We start from the raw sequence: 17,165 nt of genomic DNA, 5'->3' as shown, positions 1-17,165 counted from the left end.
GGCGCTATTTCATGGTGGGGATGACGAACTCGGCACCGTCCTTGATCCCCGACGGCCAGCGCGACGTGACGGTCTTGACCTTGGTGTAGAACTGGATCGACGCCGGACCGTGCTGGTTCAGGTCGCCGAAACCTGAACGCTTCCAGCCGCCGAACGTGTGGTAGGCCACCGGAACAGGGATCGGCACGTTGACCCCCACCATGCCCACCTGCACGCGGGACACGAAGTCGCGCGCGGTGTCGCCGTCGCGAGTGAAAACCGCGACGCCGTTGCCGTATTCATGCTCGCTCGGCAGCCGCAGTGCCTCCTCGTAGTCATGCGCGCGCACGATGCACAGCACCGGTCCGAAGATCTCGTCGGTGTAGATCGACATGTCCGGGGTGACGTGGTCGAACAGCGTGGGCCCGATGAAGTAGCCGCCCTCGAGGTTCGCGTCGCCGAATTGCAGGTCGTCGCTGGCGCGTTCACGGCCGTCGATCACCGCTTCGGCGCCCGCGTCGACGCCCTGCTGGATGTAGTCCTTGACGCGATTGAGCGCGGCCTCGGTCACCAGTGGTCCGTAGTCGGCCTTGGGGTCCAGGCTATGGCCCACGCGCAGGTTGTTGATCCGGTCGATCAGCCTGGCGCGCAACCGTTCTGCGGTCTGCTCACCCACCGGCACCGCGACCGAGATCGCCATGCACCGTTCGCCGGCGCTGCCGTAGCCGGCGCCGATCAGCGCGTCGACGGCCTGGTCGAGATCGGCGTCGGGCATCACGATCATGTGGTTCTTGGCGCCGCCGAAGCACTGCGCGCGCTTGCCGTGTGCTGCTGCACCGGCGTAGATGTACTGCGCGATGTCGGAGCTGCCGACGAACCCGACGGCTTTGATGTCGGGATGGTCGAGGATCGCGTCGACGGCCTCCTTGTCGCCCTGCACCACCTGGAAGACGCCCTTGGGCAGGCCGGCTTGCTCGAACAGCTCAGCGAGCCGCACCGGCACCGAGGGGTCACGCTCAGATGGCTTGAGAATGAACGCATTTCCGCATGCCAGGGCCGGCCCCGCCTTCCACAGCGGGATCATCGCAGGGAAGTTGAACGGGGTGATGCCGGCGACGACGCCGAGTGGCTGACGGATCGAGTACACGTCGATGCCGGTGCCCGCCCCCTCGGTGTACTCGCCCTTCAGCAAATGCGGGATGCCGACGGTGAATTCAATGACCTCGATGCCGCGCTGGATGTCACCGCGCGAGTCGGCGAGCGTCTTGCCGTGCTCGAGCGACAGGATCTCGGCGAGCTCGTCGACGTTCTGGTTGACCAAGTCGATGAACTTCATCATCACGCGGGCCCGGCGCTGAGGGTTCCACGCCGCCCACTGTTTCTGCGCCTCGACCGCGATGGCGACCGCAGCGTCGACATCGCCCGCCGTTCCCATCGGCACCTGGGCCTGCACCTGTCCCGTATTGGGGTTGTAGACGTCGGCCATGCGCTGCGACTGACCCAGCGTGCGCCGGCCGTCCATGAAATGCGGAATCTGAGTCGTCATGAGAGGCCCCGTGGAATCGGCGAAGATGATTACTAGGACATCCTAGTAAGCGGCAGGCCTCGGCTTCAATACCGGGTCGGCGACGGCGCGCTCAGCTAGGCGACGCACGCAAAGCGCGTCGTCTGATCCACGCTCGAAGACTCAGCCCTGGGCGCCCTGCGGCTTGGTGAAGAACGGGCCGCAACGGTTCTTCATGTCTTTCATGGGCTGCCGGATCCCGCGAAGGTCGGACGCCACGGTGGGGTTGGCGTTCATGTAGTCGTGGATCTGGTTGCGCATGGCGTCGTGCGGCTGGCCGGCCAGGCCAGAAAAGAACGCGTTGACGTCGGGGTGGGTGCGGAGATAGTTGGCGGTCGCCGACGAGACGTCGGACATCACCTGCGCGCGGTCGGCTGCACTACAGCCCGGCGGAGGATCTGCGACCGCCGGCGCGGCACTCCACAGCATGGTCGCGGCGAGGGCGGCCCCGCTGACTGAGACGGCGACAGCGTGGCGCCTGGAGGTGGATGACTTCATGGCGACTCCTTCGTCGTGCGTTGGTTCCATACCGCTGAGCACAGGGCTTTTCACCGTAACGCGCAGCGCTGGGTGTCGAGGCGGGTTTGACCTGGGTGATCGCTGGGGATGTCGGTGCCTTTGGGCTGTCTGCGCACCGAGCCGGGGCTACAGTCGAAGAACTTCGCGCGGACGACCGCCGTGTAACCCGGTGACCTATCTCCTCGAGGACAGCGCCGCCATCGCAGGCGGTGGTCCGGCCAGAGTGAGGGAGATTCGCGGTGCCGGTGCCACATGAGTCGGGCCGGGATCTGCGGCTGGTCTCCACCGCCTGCTACCCGAACTGGGAAGCGGTCTACGAAGACAACGTGACGTGGGTGTACCGCAGCATCTTCGGGCGAGTCGGCAACCGCGCCGATGCCGAGGACCTCACCTCCGAGGTGTTCTTGACCGCGATGCGGCCGTTGCGGTTGACGGCCAGTGTGCCCGAGGTGCGCGCGTATCTGCGCGCCACCGCGCGTACCGTGCTGGCGGCACACTGGCGAGCCACGATGGGGCGCGAAATCACCACGCTCGACGACGTCGCGGCCCCCGAGACCGCATCTGACGCGCAACCCAGCACCGCCCCGCAGCGAGCGGCAGCGGTGCTGGACCGGCTGCCCGTCCAATACCGGCGGATTCTGGAGTTGCGCTTCCTGCAAGGCAAGTCGGTGCGCGACGCGGCCGGCGACCTCGGTGTCAGCATCGCGAACGCGAAGGTGTTGCAGCATCGCGCGCTGCGATTGGCCGCACAGATGAATGACAGCCAGACGAACGAGGCTCAGAGCAGCGAGGGAGGTGCCCGATGACCCGCCGGGAACTGCGCCGGTACCTCGACGACCTGCTGGCCGGCCGGCGCCCGAAGCCGTTCACGCCCGACGATTTCGAGGCCGCACAGATCCGCACCGCCATCGATCTGCGCGCCGCGCGGCCAGGCAACGACGAGCCGCGCGCCGAGTTTGTCGATACGTTGAAACATCGCCTGGCACAACAGATGTCAGGGCCGGCACCGGAGGCCGGGACGTCTGCGCCGCCGCCAGCTGTGAGCGCGACGCGCCGACAGGTGATGGTCGGCGGCGCGGCGGCGGCGACCGCCGCGGTGGCAGCGGTGTCGGTCGATCGGCTGGTCTTGGGCACCCGAGACCAGCCGCCCGGTCAAGCCGACACCGCCTCGCGATTGGTGCCCAGTGACGGCACCTGGCAGGTGGTCGCGGACAGCGCCGATGTGCCCGAAGGGTCGGTTCACCCCTTCAGCCTGGGATCGGTCAACGGATTTGTGCATCGGCGCAACGGTGTGGTTCAAGCGGTGTCGGGGGTGTGCACACACCAAGGCTGCAAACTGTGGTTCGACCAGGGCGCCGACCGCTTACGTTGCCCGTGCCATTCCACGTCGTTCTCGCCGGCGGGCCAGGTGATCACCCACGCGCTGCCGATCGCTCCGAAGCCGCTGCCGCAGCTGGAGGTCAGGGAGCGCGACGGCCTCGTCGAAGTGTTGGCGCCGCCGGCACAGCCGGCCTGAGGATCCTGTAACCCCAGTCGCTATCTGTTGGTGAGGCATACGCCTCAATCAGTAAGTGGCACTGGAGTTTTCATGATCACCACGAGAATCACCGCACAACTCGCATTTGCGGCCGCCGCCTCGATGCTTGCTGCCAACCCAGCCGCTGCTGCATCCACCGACGTCGGCGGGTCGGCCGCCGACGTGGTCCAGCAACTCGGTGACGCCGGCTACAGCGTCCAGGTGAACGGTTCGGCCCAAGTGCCACTATCGCGCTGTGTGGTGACCGGCGTGCACGGGCTGCCCATCACCGCCCGGCCCGCCCCGCTGACCACCGTGTACGTCGACGTCGACTGTCCGGACGACGACTGACGCTGCGGCGCTTGGAGTTACGGCCGTACCGGGATCGCGTCGGTATCGGTGTCGGGAGCCGGCGTCCTGATCCGACGCAACCCGTAATCGCCGCGCGGATGGATGACTTGCGGCCACCAGAACCACCGCCCCAGCAGCGTGGCTATCGACGGCATGAGCAGCGATCGCACGATCAACGTGTCGAGCAACAGGCCGATCGCGATCGTCGAGCCCATCTGGGCGAGCACCCGTAGCTCGCTGCCCAGCATCGCGGCCATGGTGAACGCGAACACCAACCCGGCCGCGGTCACCACCCCACCGGAACCCGCCATCGCGCGCAGATAGCCGGTTTTGAGTCCCGCCTGGATTTCTTCTTTGAACCGGGAGACCAGCAGCAGGTTGTAGTCGGAACCGACGGCCAGCAGGATGATCACGCACATCAACATGACGATCCAGTGCACGCGGATGCCCAGAAGGTCTTGCCAGATCAGCACCGAAAGCCCGAACGACGCCGCGATGGAGCTGGCTGCGGTCCCGACGATCACCAGCGCCGCCACCAAGCTGCGGGTGATGATCAGCATGATCATGAAGATCAGCGTGAGCGCGGAGACGACCGCGATCATCAGGTCGTACTTGGCGCCGTCGGCCATGTCCCGGTAGGTGGCGGCCGTGCCGCCCAGATACACCTTGGCGCTGGACAGCGACGACTGCTTGAGCCCCTCCTGAGCGGCGGTGCGTTCCGCGTTGACCCGGTCGATGCCCTCCGGGGTCATCGGATCACCTTGATGGGTAATGAAATAGCGCGCCGACTTGCCGTCGGGGGAGAGGAACATCTTGAGTCCGCGCTGGAACTCCGGGTTCTGGAACGCTTCGGGCGGCAGGTAGAACAGGTCGCCGTTCTTGGCGGCGTCGAAGCTCTGTCCCATGACGATCGCGGTGTCGTTCATCGCCGCCATCTGGGCCTGCAGCGCCGACATGGTGCTGTACGTCGACAACATCAGTCCGCGGGTCATGCGCATGGTGGCGATCGTCGGCGGCAGCAGCGCGGCCATCTGCGGCATCAGCGTGTCGAGGCGCTCGATGTCGGCGGTGAGCTTGCCGGTGTCGTCGGTGAGGGCATCGACCCCGTCGACCGTGTCGAACAGCGACCTCAGAGACCAGCAGATCGGGATGTCGTAACAGTGCGGTTCCCAGTAGAAGTAGTTGCGGATCGGACGCCAGAAGTCGTCGAAGTCCGCTATGTGGCCGCGCAATACGTCGACGTCGGCCTGCAGCTGCTTGGTGTCGGCGGTGGTGGCGTGTGTGGCGTCGACGACCTGCAGCATGACGTGATACATGTGCTCCATGGTGTCGGCCATGACGCCCATGTCGTCGGCCATCTTGCGCATGTTCGCGATGTTGATCTGCTGAAACGGATACTGCTGCATGGTGGTCTGACCCTGCATGCTGCTGAGGAACGGAATCGAGCTGTGCTGGATCGGAATGCCCAGCGGGCGGGTGATGTCCTGCACCATCGCGATGCCCGGGATGTTGAGCACATTGCGCGCCACGCGGTCCAACACGAGCATGTCGGCGGGATTGCGCATGTCGTGGTCCGCCTCCACCATGAGGATGTCCGGGTTCATCCGGGCCTGCGAGAAGTGCCGGTCCGAAGCCGCATAGCCCAGATTGGCCGGCGCACTGGTGGGCAGGTAGAACCGGTCGTTGTAGTAGGGGTGGTAGCCGGGCACAGCGACCATGCCAATCAGTACCGCAGCGGCACTGGCAGCCAGGATCGGTGCGGGCCAGCGCACCACGGCCGTGCCCACGCGCCGCCACAGTTTGCCTTGAGCGCGCTTGGATTCGAAGCGGCCCGCAAGTCCGCCGAGGAAGAGCACTGCCGGCCCGAGCGTCACGGCGGCCGCCACTACCACCAGCATCCCGATTGCGACCGGCACGCCCATCGTCGAAAAGTACGGCAGCCGAGCGAAACTCAGGCAGTAGGTGGCCCCGGCGATGGTCAAGCCCGAGCCCACGATCACGGGTGTGACGGACCGGAATGTGGTGTAGTACGCCTCTTCTCGGTCCTCGCCGGCGGCGCGGGCTTCGCTGTAGCGGCCGAACATGAAGATGCCGTAGTCGGTGGCGGCCGCGATGCCGAGCATTGTGAGGATGTTGGAGGCGAACGTGGTCAGCCCAAAAGCGTTGAGGCTGCCCATGAGTGCCACCACGCCGCGTGCGGAGGCCAGCCCGATAAACGTCAGTAACAGCTGAACCAGCGTGGTGACGATCGAGCGGTAGACGATCAGCAGCATGATCGCGATCGCGCCCAGCGTGAACAGCGTGATCTTGGCGAGGCTCGCGTTGCCGATGACGTGCAGATCGTCGGTCAGCGCCGCCGGCCCGGTGACGTAGGCCTTCACCCCCGGCGGTGGCTGGGTGTGGTCGATGACCTTGCGCACCGCCTCCACGGAGTTGTTGGCTTCCGTGGTGCCTTGGTCACCGGCGAGATAGACCATCACATAGGCGGCTTTCGCATCCGAACTCTGCGCGCCGGCCGCGGTCAGCGGATCTCCCCAGAAGTCCTGGATGTGCTGGATGTGCGCCGGATCCTGGTTCAGCTGGTGAATGATGTTGTCGTAGTAGTGATGTGCGTCGTCGCCGAGCTTGTCCTGGCCTTCGAGCACGATCATCACGGTGCTATTCGACCTGAACTCGTCGAAGTTGTGCCCCATCAGCTTCATCGCCACCATCGACGGCGCGTCGTTGGGCGCCATGGGCGCGGAGTGCGCCTCGCCGACCTTCTCCAAGGACGGCAGGAACACGTTCAGCGCGATGGTGATCGCCAGCCAGAACAGGATGATCGGGACCGCCAGCAGGCGGATGGCGTGTGGGAAGAACGGCCGCTTGGGTTGCGGCGCTGCGTGCTTGGTGTCTGTCATGCGGACTTCACCAGGCAAAAGGTTTGTGGGTTGACGCCATCTGTGTGCCTTTCGTCGCGTACCACGCCGTCCACAGTGATCCGGCAACCGACTTCACCGCCGTCGCTCTGGGCGATGATGTTGCCGCTGACCGCCGGAAGGGTGGTGGATATCGTCGTCGACCACGGCAGCGTCACATCGAGTTCGTGGATGTTGGCCTCGGCGTCGAAGTAGTTGACCTTGGCGGTGCTGCCCGAGGCGCCGAATACGTCGTACACCAAGATCTTTGGATGGAACTGCACGATCTCGATGCCGGCGTTGGCGTTCGCGTTGAGGTCTTGTGAGGCGAAGACCTTGTGCAGCCGGGTCACCACCAATCCCGAGACGGCAAGCACCACGACGAGAACCAACGGTATCCACGCACGCTTCATCAGGCGGCCGACCGCTCTCGCCGCCGCGCGCACCCGCTCCCGACCCTTCACCTGTGAGCTCAGGCCTCCTTGCCGCATTTGAGATCCAGCGACTGGGCGTTCTCGACGAGTCGATTCAGCAGCGGCAGCGCCACCTGCGCCGAAAGCCACAGCGCGAACTGCTCTTCGGTAGACAATGTGGTCAGCAATGCGGCCAGCCGGTCGCGCCGGGTGGCTGTGCGTTGATCGAGGAGCGCCTGGCCCGCTTCGGTGATCGCGACCAGGCACACGCGGCCGTCGTCGGGGTCGGGCTGCCTGGTCACGATGCCGTGGCGTTCGAGCCGCTGGATCAGCTGAGTCATCGACGGCTGGCTGACTCCCTCTTTGGCAGCCAGTGTGGTGAGCCGGGTCGGACCGTCGCGGCTCACCCTGTTGAGCAGGAACCCGGCCGACACGCTCAAGCCCGACCGGTCGCTCAGGTACCGCACCGTCAGATCCGTCGCCTGATCGAGGACCTCCCCGACGGTGTCGCTACCGTGCCGGGGCAGGGACGACGGATTCACGAGCAGAACTTATATCACGGTGCCTATTTATCGACAACGGATAGGTGCAGCGGGCCTGCCATTCTGGGTGGGAAGCATCACGGGCCTAATGCAGTCGCCGCAGCTGCTCGACGAAGGCACGAGTGTCGTCCCAAGTGGGCAGCAGACCCGCATCTCGGACCTCCTGGAGGCTGGGCGCCGCCGCGTCGCGTCCCGACATTCGCGGCTGCGCACCGTCGACCGCAGGCCAGTCGATCGCGAGCTGGGGGTCCGTCGCCGAGATCGTGTGCTCACGGCTGGGGTTGTACGGCGCCGAGCACAGATACATGACCGTCGAATCATCTTGCAGGGCAAGGAATCCGTGCGCCAGCCCTTCCGACAGATACACCGATCGGCGATCCCGGTCGTCGAGCAGTACGGAATCCCACTTGCCGAAAGTCGGTGAGCCGACCCGGATGTCGGCGATCACGTCGAACACCGCCCCCCGCACGCACGTCACGTATTTCGCTTGACTGGGCGGCAGCTGGGCAAAGTGCAGACCGCGCAGCACGCCGGCCGCCGACACCGAACAGTTGGCCTGGTGGAAATCGAAGCGGTGCCCCGCAAAACCACTGAACTCTCGCTGCGTGAACCATTCGAAGAACAGCCCGCGGTCGTCGGGATACAACGGGTGGCTGATTTCCCACGCGCCCGCAATCGCCAACTCGCGCGCCGTCATTGGCCGCGCTCGGCGTATTGCGCCTCGACGCCGTCCTTCAGTGGCCGCCACCACAACTCGTTGTCGCGATACCAGTCGATCGTGGTGCGCAGACCTTCGGTGAAGTCGGCATGTATTGGGGTCCAACCCAATTCAGAGCGCAGTGGCGTCGGATCGATCGCATAGCGCAGGTCGTGGCCGGCACGATCCGGCACGTAGTCGAAATCGTCCGGCTCGCAGCCCATTTCGGTCAGGATCAACCGCATGACTGACAGGTTGTCGCGTTCGCCGTCGGCGCCGATCAGGTAGGTCCGCCCGATGCTACCGTCCTCGAGGATCCGCCAGACCGCAGCGTTGTGGTCGTCGACATGGATCCAGTCCCGCACGTTGGCGCCGTTGCCGTAGAGCTTCGGACGTCGGCCCGTCAGCACGTTGGTGATTTGGCGCGGAATGAACTTCTCCACATGCTGATACGGCCCATAGTTGTTGGAGCAGTTGGAGATTGTGGCTCGCACGCCGTACGAGCGCACCCACGCCCGTACCAGCATGTCGGCGGCCGCCTTGGTCGACGAATATGGGCTCGACGGATTGTAGGGCGTGTCGGCGGTGAACCGATGCGGATCGTCCAGTGCGAGCTCGCCGTACACCTCGTCGGTGGAGACGTGGTGCAGCCGGACCCCATGCCGGCGCACCGCTTCCAGCACCGCGAACGTGCCAATGACGTTGCTGCGCAAGAACGGCTCCGGGTCGGCCAGTGCGTTGTCGACGTGCGTCTCGGCGGCGAAGTGCACCACCACGTCGGCGTCGGCGACCAACGCAGAGATCAGGCCGGTGTCGGTGACGTCGCCCTGGACCACCTTGACCGCGTGCTCCACGCCGGCCAGCGACTCGCGGCTGCCCGCATACGTGAATGCGTCCAGCACCGTCAGCGACACGTCCGGGCGTTCGCGCACGGTGGCGCGGACGAAATTGGCGCCGATGAAGCCTGCGCCGCCCGTCACCAACACCCGCATGGGCAAACAGTAACGGTCGTCAGTCGCTCGCGAGCCCGAGGGGGTTGGCGAGCTCGGCGAGCGTGGGGATCAGCCGCTCGGAGCCGCCCAACACCTGGATCGCGACGTGATCCGCCCCGGCTCGCAGGTGTTCGCCCAGCCGTGCGGCGATCTGCTCCGGCGTGCCGTAGGCCACCACGGCGTCGATCAGCTTGTCGCTGCCCGGTTTGGTGACGTCGGAGTCGGTGAAGCCGAGCCGCTTCCAGTTGCTCACGTAGTTGCTCAGGCCAAGGTAGAACTCCACCGTCTTGCGGCCGATCTCGCGCGCCTCGTCAGCGTCCGTCGTCAGCACCACCTTGTGTTCGGGCGCCAAGAACACCGACGGTCCGACGAGATCGTGGGCTTGGGCGGTGTGCTCGGGGGTGGTCAGGTACGGGTGTGCGCCGGCGCTGCGACGGGCGGCCAGCTCGAGCACCTTCGGGCCTAGCGCCGCAAGTACCCGTCGGCTGGTCGGGACGCCGGCCGCATCGAGGCGATCGAGGTAGGCCACCAAAGCGTCGTAGGGCTTGCTGTAGTCCTGACTGTGTTCGGGATGCCCGACGCCGATGCCGAGCAAAAACCGCCCGGGGTAAGCCTTCTCGATGCGGTGATACGACTCCGCGACCTCGTCCGCGGGCGCCGACCAGATGTTGACAATGCCCGTCGCGAGCGTGATCGACTCCGTAGCGTCCAGGATCGGTTCGGCGAACTTCAGTTCGGCGGCCGGTGACCCACCCACCCAGATGGCGCCGTAGCCGAGGTTTTCGATCTCGGCCGCCTGCTCAGGCTTCACCGGTCCGCCGGTCCAGACGCCGTAGCGGCCGACGTCGGGCTTGAGCAGTGATGGGTCGGTCATGGTGTCCCTTTCTAAGTGCTTCGCGTGGCCAGTCCGAGCGGACCGGCCAGTTCGGCAAGCGTCGGAATCAGTCGGTCTTGGTTACCCAGAATTTGGATCGGAACATGGTTGGCGCCGGCGTCCAGATGTTGTGTCAGCCGCCTGGCGATCGCGTCGGGCGTTCCGTAGGCAACCAGCGCGTCGACGAGCCTGTCGCTAGGCGGGCGGCGTACGTCGTCGTCGGTGAAGCCCAGGCGCTTCCAGTTGCTCACGTAGTTCGTCAGGTTGAGGTAGATGTCGAGGGCCTTGCGGCCGATGGCACGCGCCTTCTCGGCGTCGGTGGTCAGAACCACCTTGTGCTCGGGCGCCAGGAACGCCTGTGGGCCGATCAGATCACGCGCCTTGGCGGTGTGTTCTGGCGTCGTGAGGTACGGATGGGCGCCGGCGCTGCGCTCGGCAGACAGCTTCAGGGCCTTCGGGCCGAGTGCGGCGATGACTCGGCGCTGCTTGGGCACGCCGTACTCGTCGAGCTTGTCCAGGTACTCGGTGAGCGCGTCGATGGGTTTGCGGTACTCGGTGTGCGCCTCGGGGTGTCCGACGCCGATGCCGAGCAAAAACCTTCCGGGATAGGCCTTTTCGATGCGGTGGAACGATTCGGCGACGGGCCCGGGCGCGGCGGTCCAGATGTTGACGATTCCGGTGGCCACCTTCAGCGTGGTGGTCTTCTCGAGGATCGGCTCCACCCACTCGAGCTCGGCCGGGGGAGAGCCGCCGACCCAGACGGCGCCATAGCCGAGTTTCTCGATCTGCGCTGCTTGTTCGGGGGTCACTCCGCGTCCGAACGATCCGAACTTGCCAAGGTTCAGCTCAGTCATGACACCTCCAACCCTGGTTCGGTCGGCCGCTATTCCACGTCGACATTTGGCTGGTCCGGGGCGCCGGCAGAAAATTGGTGCCGGAACTTTGTCGGTGGTGGGTGCGATGCTGGCGTCATGTCTTCTTCCGCTTCTGGTGGCGCTGTTGCGGTGAGCCCTGCGCAGCGTCTTGAGGCGCTGTTCGAGGAGTTGGCGGAGCTGAGCGGTCAGCGTAATGCGATTGATGGGCGCATCGTGGAGATCGTCGCTGAGATCGATCGCGACGGGCTATGGGGCGCGACGGGTGCGCGGTCGGTGCCGGCGTTGGTGGCCTGGAAGCTGGGGGTGTCGTCGGCCAATGCGCACACGATCACCACGGTGGCGGGCCGGCGTGAGCAGTTTCCGCGGTGTGTGCAGGGTCTGGCCGAGGGCCGGCTGTCGCTGGATCAGGTCGGGGTGATCGCCGCACACGCAGCCGAGGGCTCTGATGAGCACTATGCGCAGCTGGCCAGCGTGGCCACGGTCAACCAGTTACGTACCGCGGTCAAGCTCGAACCGCGACCCGAACGCGAGCTGCAGCCTGCGCGGCCGCACCCGGCGCGCTCGATCATCAAGACCAGCGACGAGCAGGGCAGCAATTATCGGATCAGGCTGCCGCATGATGACGCGGCCAAGTTCGACGCGGCGTTGGCGTCGCATCTGGAGGCGCTGATCGGCGAGTGGAAACACGACCACGACAACAGCGAGCGCCCGTCAGAGACGGCCCCGCCCATGCCCAGCAGCGTCGATGCGTTCATGCGGCTGGTGGAGACGGGCTGGGACGTCGAGGCGGCGCGCCGCCCGCACGGCCAGCACACCACGGTGGTGGTGCACCTGGATGTCAAAGACCGTGTCGCGGCGCTGCATCTGGGTCCGCTGCTCACCGACGCCGAGCGCCGCTACCTGACCTGTGAGGCCACCTGTGAGGTGTGGTTCGAACGCGACGGGCAACCCATCGGCGCGGGCCGAACAACCCGCCAGATCAACCGGCGGCTGCGCCGCGCACTCGAGCACCGCGACCGCACCTGTGTGGTGCCCGGGTGCGGGGCCACCCGCGGTTTGCACGCTCATCACCTCCGGCACTGGGAAGACGGCGGCCCCACCGAGCTGGCCAACCTGGTGCTGGTCTGCCCACATCATCACCGGCTGCACCACCGCGGCGCCATCACCATCACCGGACCCGCCGACGCCTTGACCGTCACCGACAGCGACGGCCGACCATTGAGCGCCGCCTCGCTGGCCCGCCCACCCAAGCACCCCCCGCCCGCGGTCCCACCATGCCCCGGACCCACCGGCGAACGCGCCCAGTGGTGGTGGTACCAACCCTTCCAACCCCAACCACCACCGACAAACAACTGACGTATGTCGCCCAGCGTCGGGCATCGCCACCGCGTCGACTCGTAACTGATTGGCACACAGCGGAATTCGTCCACAGTCGACGCATCAACCGCAGGGTCCGCCTCGCCGCCCGACCTCACCGACGGCCTTCTCGAAGTGCCGTCGTCACGATCCGCGTGACCTCCGCTGCCATCGTCACGTGCTCGATCGTGCATCGCAGCCGCCCGATCGCGCCCTGCTAACCACGCCGCGCCGACGTCGTCGACGAACGACCGACACCCGCCCGCGCCAGTCGATGTGCAGCGCGGCATCGACGAATCTCGGCGCGGGCCGAAACGTCGCGGCTTCGAGCCCGCATGGCAGCCGCTGCCAATCCCGTTGAGGCGGTGGCATGTGGATCGACGCGCGACTGGACCCGGCGTTCGACGAGCGCAACACGTCCGAATTGCGCCACTTCTCGATCGAGGCGCAATCGCAGATGTTCGCCTCGCCCGACAAGGTCGCGGCGGCGTTCGGCGAAATGCTGCGACCGCTCATCGAGCAACTCGAAAAGGGAAGGGAAACAGGATATTTCCGTGGCGTGGATCCCGAGGCCGACGCGGAGGCCATTCACGGCGTGGTGTGGGTGTGCACCCAGCGGCAGTGGATCACCGGTGACCGGACGGGCGGTGGGGCGCGTCGGCACACGAAGCAGTTCTTTTTGCGCGGGATCGGCGTCACACCCGACGTGATTGCGTCGGTCCTGGACGACTAGCGCTTCACCGGAAAGGAGACTGGGTGGACCTCGGATTGGCCGGCGCCACGGTCGTGACCGGCGGTCGTCGCCTACACCGCATCCAAGGCCGCACTGAGCGGCGTCACCAAGAATCTCGCGAAAAGCCCTGCACGAGAAGGCATTCGGGTGAACTGCGTATGACCGGACACCATTGTCACCGCGAGCTTCACCGACGCGCTGACCGACGTCCTCGCAGCCGACGGCTTGGACGCCGAGAATCCCGTCGACGGCGGGTCAGTTTCATCTGAATGGCGGGGACTACTCAGGATTGGGCGCATCAGGTGCGGGCGCCACCAACGGCAACACGATGATGAAGCGCGTGTTGCCCGGCTCGGATTCGACGCGCAGGTTGCCGTGATGCTTCTCGACGACGATCCGCCACGCCAGGTCCAAGCCGAGCCCGGTGCCTTCGCCGTACGGCTTGGTGGTGAAGAACGGGTTGAAGATGCGGTCGACGATCTCGTCCGGGATACCGGGTCCGTCGTCGCAGATCTCGACGCGGATGTGGTCGTCGTTCTCGCGCATGGTCCGCACCGTCAGCGTGCCGGCGCCGTCCATCGCCTGTACCGCGTTCTCGATGATGTTGGTCCAGACTTGGTTGAGATCGCCTGGGTAGCAGTGGATTTCAGGCAGCGACTTGTCGTATTCCTTGACCAGCCGAATCGGGTTGTCCTTGCCCACCCGGTCGCCGAACATCATCAGCGTGCTGTGCAGCAGCTCGTGGACATCGGAAGCCTGATACGGCGCCCGGTCCATCTGCGAGTACTGCTTGGCCCCGGCCAGCAGCACCGAGATGCGCTTGCTGGCCTCGGTGATCCGGTTCACCGCGAGCTCGGTGTCGATCGTGTATTTCAGCCAACCGACTGCCCCCTGCAGAGACGCCGTCGCGTCCACGTCTTCGATCGACGCGGACACCCGCTCCAGCCAGTCGATGTCCAGGCCGGCTTCGACGAACGTCGGCGCGTAGTCCCATGCACCGGCGATGCCGTGAGTCTCGAGCCAGTCGCCGATCTGGTCCTCACGGTCGGAGGTCTCCAGCGCTGTGAGCTCCACCGGCTTGGCTTTGGCGACCAGCTCGGCGACCTCCTCCTGGATGCCGACCAAGACGCGCAGTGCCTCCGGGGTGAACTTGCCGTCGGCGAGCATCGCGAGCTTGTGCCGCATCTTGCCGACGTTGTCGCGCAGGTTGGCCACGTCACGGGTGATCGCGGCGGCGGGATTGTTGAGCTGGTGGGTCAGCCCGGCGGTGATCTGGCCCAGCGCGAGCAGTTTCTCACGCTGACCGATGATCTGGCGTTGCCGCAGCCCGCCGACCTTGTGCCCCTCGAGCAGGTGCACGGCCATCGGAAACTCGGCCTGCATGAAGCGGGCGAAGGCGTCGGCGTCGAGGACGAAGAACCGCGACGGGCGGGTCACGCGCACGGACGCTTCGTAGACGTGCTCCTCACCGGGCACGTACGCCGACCAGGCCCCGCAGTACACGCCGCGCTGCGAGGTGCGGTTGGTTTCGATGTCGACGCCGCCGGAGCGCTTCGACATCACCAGCTCGCCGTCGAGCAGCACATAGAAGCATGTGGCCGGCTCACCTTCGACGCAGATCGGGCCGGGCTCGAAGGTTTCGATGTGGCCGTCCTTGCACAGGGTCGCGAGCTGTTCGTCGGACAGCGCCTCGAACAAGAACAGCGTCCGCAGCTCGTCGGGCAGGCAGTTCTCACCCATGCTGTCTCTCCTACGCCTCGGCCAAGTATCGATGCACCAGCATCACGGCCATCGAGCCTTCGCCGACAGCGGCCGCCACACGCTTGGCGGACTGGGCTCGCACGTCACCTGCAACGAAGACACCGGGCACGCTTGTTTCCAGGTGGTGCGGCGGGCGGGTGAGCGTCCAGCCGCACACGTTCTTCAAGTCGGGGCCGGCCAGCACGAAGCCGTGGTCGTCGCGAGCCACCACGCCGTCGAGCCAGTCGGTGCGCGGCTCGGCACCGATGAAGATGAACATCCGCCCGCACGTCACTTCCTCGATCGCGCCGGTGCGCCGGTCTTCGAGCACCAACTTCTCGAGTCTGTCGTCGCCGCATGCCTGTGTGACCACCGTGCAGGTCCTGACCTTGATGTTGTCGATGGCGTCGATCTGCTGGATCAGGTAGTACGACATCGACGACTCCAGCGACGGACCGCGCACGACGAGCGTCACCGACTTCGCGTGCTTGGCCAGGTTCACCGCGGCCTGGCCGGCCGAGTTGGCCCCGCCGATGACGTACACCTCTTCGCCGTCGCATTCAGCGGCGATCGACGTCGCCGCCCCGTAGTGCACCCCTACGCCGGTCAATCGATCGCAGCCGTCGGCGGGCAGTTGGCGATACGACACCCCGGTGGCCAAGATCACCGCCCGCGCACCGATTGAGCGACCGTCGGACAGTCTGACGCTGCGGGCCGCGCCCTTGACCTCCAACGCGACGGCCTCCTGGGCGGTGATGAGCTCCGCGGCGAACTTCTCGGCCTGGCGCCTGGCACGGTCCGCCAGCTGGGCACCCGAAACCCCGTCGGGGAAGCCGAGGTAGTTCTCGATCCGCGAGCTCTGGCCGGCTTGGCCGCCGGTCGCGGTGCGTTCGATCAGCACGGTTTTGAGGCCCTCGGACGCGCCGTACACCGCCGCCGCCAGCCCCGCCGGGCCGCCGCCGATCACCACCAAGTCGTAGAAATCCTCGGCCGGCGTGGTGGTGAGCCCGAGGGTCGCCGCGAGCTCGGCATCGGCGGGGTCGACCAGTGTCTCGCCCTGCTCGGTGATCACCACCGGTAGCGTCATACCGTCCTCGCCGGCAGCTTCCAGAAGGCGCTGCCCCTCGGGTTCGTCGGCGCGAAACCATGTGTAGTACAACTGATTTCGCGCCAAGAACTCGCGCACGTGCGTCGATCTCGCATTCCACGGGTGACCGATGATCTTGGTGTGGGGGATCACCCGGTCACCGGCTGCCCGCCACGCGTCGAGCAGCGCGTCGATCACCGGGTAGAGCTTCTCCTCCGGCGGGTCCCACGGTTTGAGGAGGTAGTGGTCGAGGTCGACGACGTTGATGGCCTCGATCGCGGCGTGGGTGTCCGCATAGGCGGTGAGCAGTACCCGTCGTGCCAGTGGGTAGATGTCCATCGCCTCTTCGAGGAATTCGATGCCGCTCATCTGCGGCATGCGGTAGTCGGCGACGAAAACTGCCACGGTGTCGCCGCGCAGCTTGAGCTCGTGCAATGTCTGAAGCGCGTCCGGGCCGGATTCGGCGCGGATGATGCGATGGTGCTCGCCATATTTACGGCGGAGATCGCGGGCGACCGCTCGGGACACGGCGGGATCGTCGTCGACGGTGAGAATGACGGGTTTACGGGGCTGGGAAGGTCCAGTCATCGCTGTCAAGTATGCGCCCACGCGCCCTCTCGTTCGCCGGCCTGCCCGGGGCCGTCGGCCTAAGGCAGCGAAGCGACGCGAGCGTGGTGCGGGCTGCTTTAATCTCGAGGAGAGCGAGCGGCATCGGGTCGTTTGCCTCCGACGACAGAGAGAACCGCGATGAGAAAGACCATCGCAGCCCTGACGGCCGCGGGCTCGCTGACAGCTGCCGGGCTGCTGACACCGTCGGTGGGGCACGCGATGCCCCTGGACCCGTACCAGGCGGTCTGCGACGCGTACGGCGCCGAAGCGTCCGGGCTGGTGATTCGCGGGGCGGCTCGCCCGATCTCCGCGCGGATGCTCGTCGAGGCGGGAACCAGCTCGTTCGACGTGCACAACGTCATCGACACGGTGGTTTCGACGCGCTGCCCCCAGTACAGCAACCTGCTGTGACGGGGCGCCT

General features: G+C 66.1%; 17 protein-coding genes and 1 pseudogene. 7 read left to right on the top strand and 11 right to left on the bottom strand.

Annotated elements, in window-relative coordinates; all coding sequences use genetic code 11:
• Positions 1–4 precede the first annotated feature (4 nt).
• Together AC5Y4C_RS02210 and AC5Y4C_RS02205 are read right to left on the bottom strand one after the other, a co-directional pair.
• Entirely contained in the window at positions 5–1,525 is a 1,521-nt protein-coding gene (locus tag AC5Y4C_RS02210; RefSeq protein ID WP_499965004.1) for a CoA-acylating methylmalonate-semialdehyde dehydrogenase, read from the bottom strand.
• Positions 1,526–1,666: 141 nt separating this feature from the next.
• Positions 1,667–2,041, bottom strand: coding sequence for a heme-binding protein (locus AC5Y4C_RS02205; RefSeq protein WP_499914570.1), 375 nt, complete (start codon positions 2,039–2,041; stop codon positions 1,667–1,669).
• 260 nt (positions 2,042–2,301) lie between these two features.
• Between AC5Y4C_RS02205 and AC5Y4C_RS02200 the strand changes: the two genes are divergently transcribed.
• The 3 genes from AC5Y4C_RS02200 to AC5Y4C_RS02190 all read left to right on the top strand — a co-directional run bounded on the left by AC5Y4C_RS02200 (position 2,302) and on the right by AC5Y4C_RS02190 (position 3,929).
• On the top strand, positions 2,302–2,868 hold the full coding sequence (locus tag AC5Y4C_RS02200; protein ID WP_499912179.1) for an RNA polymerase sigma factor: 567 nt from the start codon (positions 2,302–2,304) through the stop codon (positions 2,866–2,868).
• Entirely contained in the window at positions 2,865–3,578 is a 714-nt protein-coding gene (locus AC5Y4C_RS02195; protein ID WP_499912176.1) for a Rieske (2Fe-2S) protein, read from the top strand. Before AC5Y4C_RS02200 ends, AC5Y4C_RS02195 begins: the two co-directional genes overlap by 4 nt.
• Before the next feature lie 72 nt (positions 3,579–3,650).
• Positions 3,651–3,929 carry a hypothetical protein gene (locus AC5Y4C_RS02190; RefSeq protein WP_499965002.1) on the top strand — a complete coding sequence of 93 codons (279 nt, stop codon included), beginning with the start codon at positions 3,651–3,653 and terminating at the stop codon, positions 3,927–3,929.
• Positions 3,930–3,946: 17 nt separating this feature from the next.
• On the opposite strand, the gene AC5Y4C_RS02185 is transcribed toward AC5Y4C_RS02190, so the two are convergent.
• From AC5Y4C_RS02185 to AC5Y4C_RS02155, 7 genes are all read right to left on the bottom strand, one after another.
• Positions 3,947–6,829 (bottom strand): MMPL/RND family transporter, encoded by a 2,883-nt coding sequence (locus AC5Y4C_RS02185; RefSeq protein ID WP_499965000.1) that lies wholly within the window; start codon positions 6,827–6,829, stop codon positions 3,947–3,949.
• The gene (locus tag AC5Y4C_RS02180; RefSeq protein WP_499965035.1) at positions 6,826–7,239 is read right to left on the bottom strand and encodes an MmpS family transport accessory protein; all 414 of its coding nucleotides are present in this window, start codon (positions 7,237–7,239) and stop codon (positions 6,826–6,828) included. Before AC5Y4C_RS02180 ends, AC5Y4C_RS02185 begins: the two co-directional genes overlap by 4 nt.
• A gap of 59 nt (positions 7,240–7,298) precedes the next feature.
• Positions 7,299–7,781, bottom strand: a complete 483-nt coding sequence (locus AC5Y4C_RS02175) for a MarR family winged helix-turn-helix transcriptional regulator (protein WP_499912168.1) — start codon at positions 7,779–7,781, stop codon at positions 7,299–7,301.
• 85 nt (positions 7,782–7,866) lie between these two features.
• Entirely contained in the window at positions 7,867–8,478 is a 612-nt protein-coding gene (gene rfbC, locus AC5Y4C_RS02170; RefSeq protein ID WP_499912166.1) for a dTDP-4-dehydrorhamnose 3,5-epimerase, read from the bottom strand.
• Complete coding sequence (gene rfbB, locus AC5Y4C_RS02165; RefSeq protein WP_499964998.1) at positions 8,475–9,470, bottom strand: dTDP-glucose 4,6-dehydratase; 996 nt, start codon at positions 9,468–9,470, stop codon at positions 8,475–8,477. Before rfbB ends, rfbC begins: the two co-directional genes overlap by 4 nt.
• 19 nt (positions 9,471–9,489) lie before the next feature.
• Entirely contained in the window at positions 9,490–10,344 is an 855-nt protein-coding gene (locus AC5Y4C_RS02160) for an LLM class F420-dependent oxidoreductase (RefSeq protein WP_499964997.1), read from the bottom strand.
• An 11-nt stretch (positions 10,345–10,355) separates the two neighbouring features.
• The gene (locus AC5Y4C_RS02155; protein ID WP_499964995.1) at positions 10,356–11,198 is read right to left on the bottom strand and encodes an LLM class F420-dependent oxidoreductase; all 843 of its coding nucleotides are present in this window, start codon (positions 11,196–11,198) and stop codon (positions 10,356–10,358) included.
• A 117-nt stretch (positions 11,199–11,315) separates the two neighbouring features.
• Here AC5Y4C_RS02155 and AC5Y4C_RS02150 point away from each other — a divergent pair, with 117 nt between their 5' ends.
• The 3 genes and pseudogenes from AC5Y4C_RS02150 to AC5Y4C_RS02140 form a co-directional block, all read left to right on the top strand.
• Complete coding sequence (locus AC5Y4C_RS02150; protein WP_500007952.1) at positions 11,316–12,575, top strand: HNH endonuclease signature motif containing protein; 1,260 nt, start codon at positions 11,316–11,318, stop codon at positions 12,573–12,575.
• Positions 12,576–12,945: 370 nt separating this feature from the next.
• The gene (locus AC5Y4C_RS02145; protein WP_499911288.1) at positions 12,946–13,308 is read left to right on the top strand and encodes a hypothetical protein; all 363 of its coding nucleotides are present in this window, start codon (positions 12,946–12,948) and stop codon (positions 13,306–13,308) included.
• A 57-nt stretch (positions 13,309–13,365) separates the two neighbouring features.
• Positions 13,366–13,557: pseudogene (locus AC5Y4C_RS02140) on the top strand (SDR family oxidoreductase); the annotation flags it as partial.
• Between the two features lie 30 nt (positions 13,558–13,587).
• On the opposite strand, the gene AC5Y4C_RS02135 reads toward AC5Y4C_RS02140, so the two are convergent.
• The gene (locus tag AC5Y4C_RS02135; protein WP_499911289.1) at positions 13,588–15,048 is read right to left on the bottom strand and encodes an ATP-binding protein; all 1,461 of its coding nucleotides are present in this window, start codon (positions 15,046–15,048) and stop codon (positions 13,588–13,590) included.
• A gap of 10 nt (positions 15,049–15,058) precedes the next feature.
• On the bottom strand, positions 15,059–16,723 hold the full coding sequence (locus AC5Y4C_RS02130; RefSeq protein ID WP_499911292.1) for an NAD(P)/FAD-dependent oxidoreductase: 1,665 nt from the start codon (positions 16,721–16,723) through the stop codon (positions 15,059–15,061).
• A gap of 159 nt (positions 16,724–16,882) precedes the next feature.
• Between AC5Y4C_RS02130 and AC5Y4C_RS02125 the strand changes: the two genes are divergently transcribed.
• Positions 16,883–17,155: a hypothetical protein gene (locus AC5Y4C_RS02125; protein WP_499911294.1), complete on the top strand. Its 273-nt coding sequence runs from the start codon at positions 16,883–16,885 to the stop codon at positions 17,153–17,155.
• Positions 17,156–17,165: the final 10 nt, after the last annotated feature.

Source organism: Mycobacterium sp. NGS35 (genome assembly GCF_059812855.1).
Note: the sequence above shows the minus strand (reverse complement) of the source record. Positions and strands in the feature narration are given on the sequence as shown.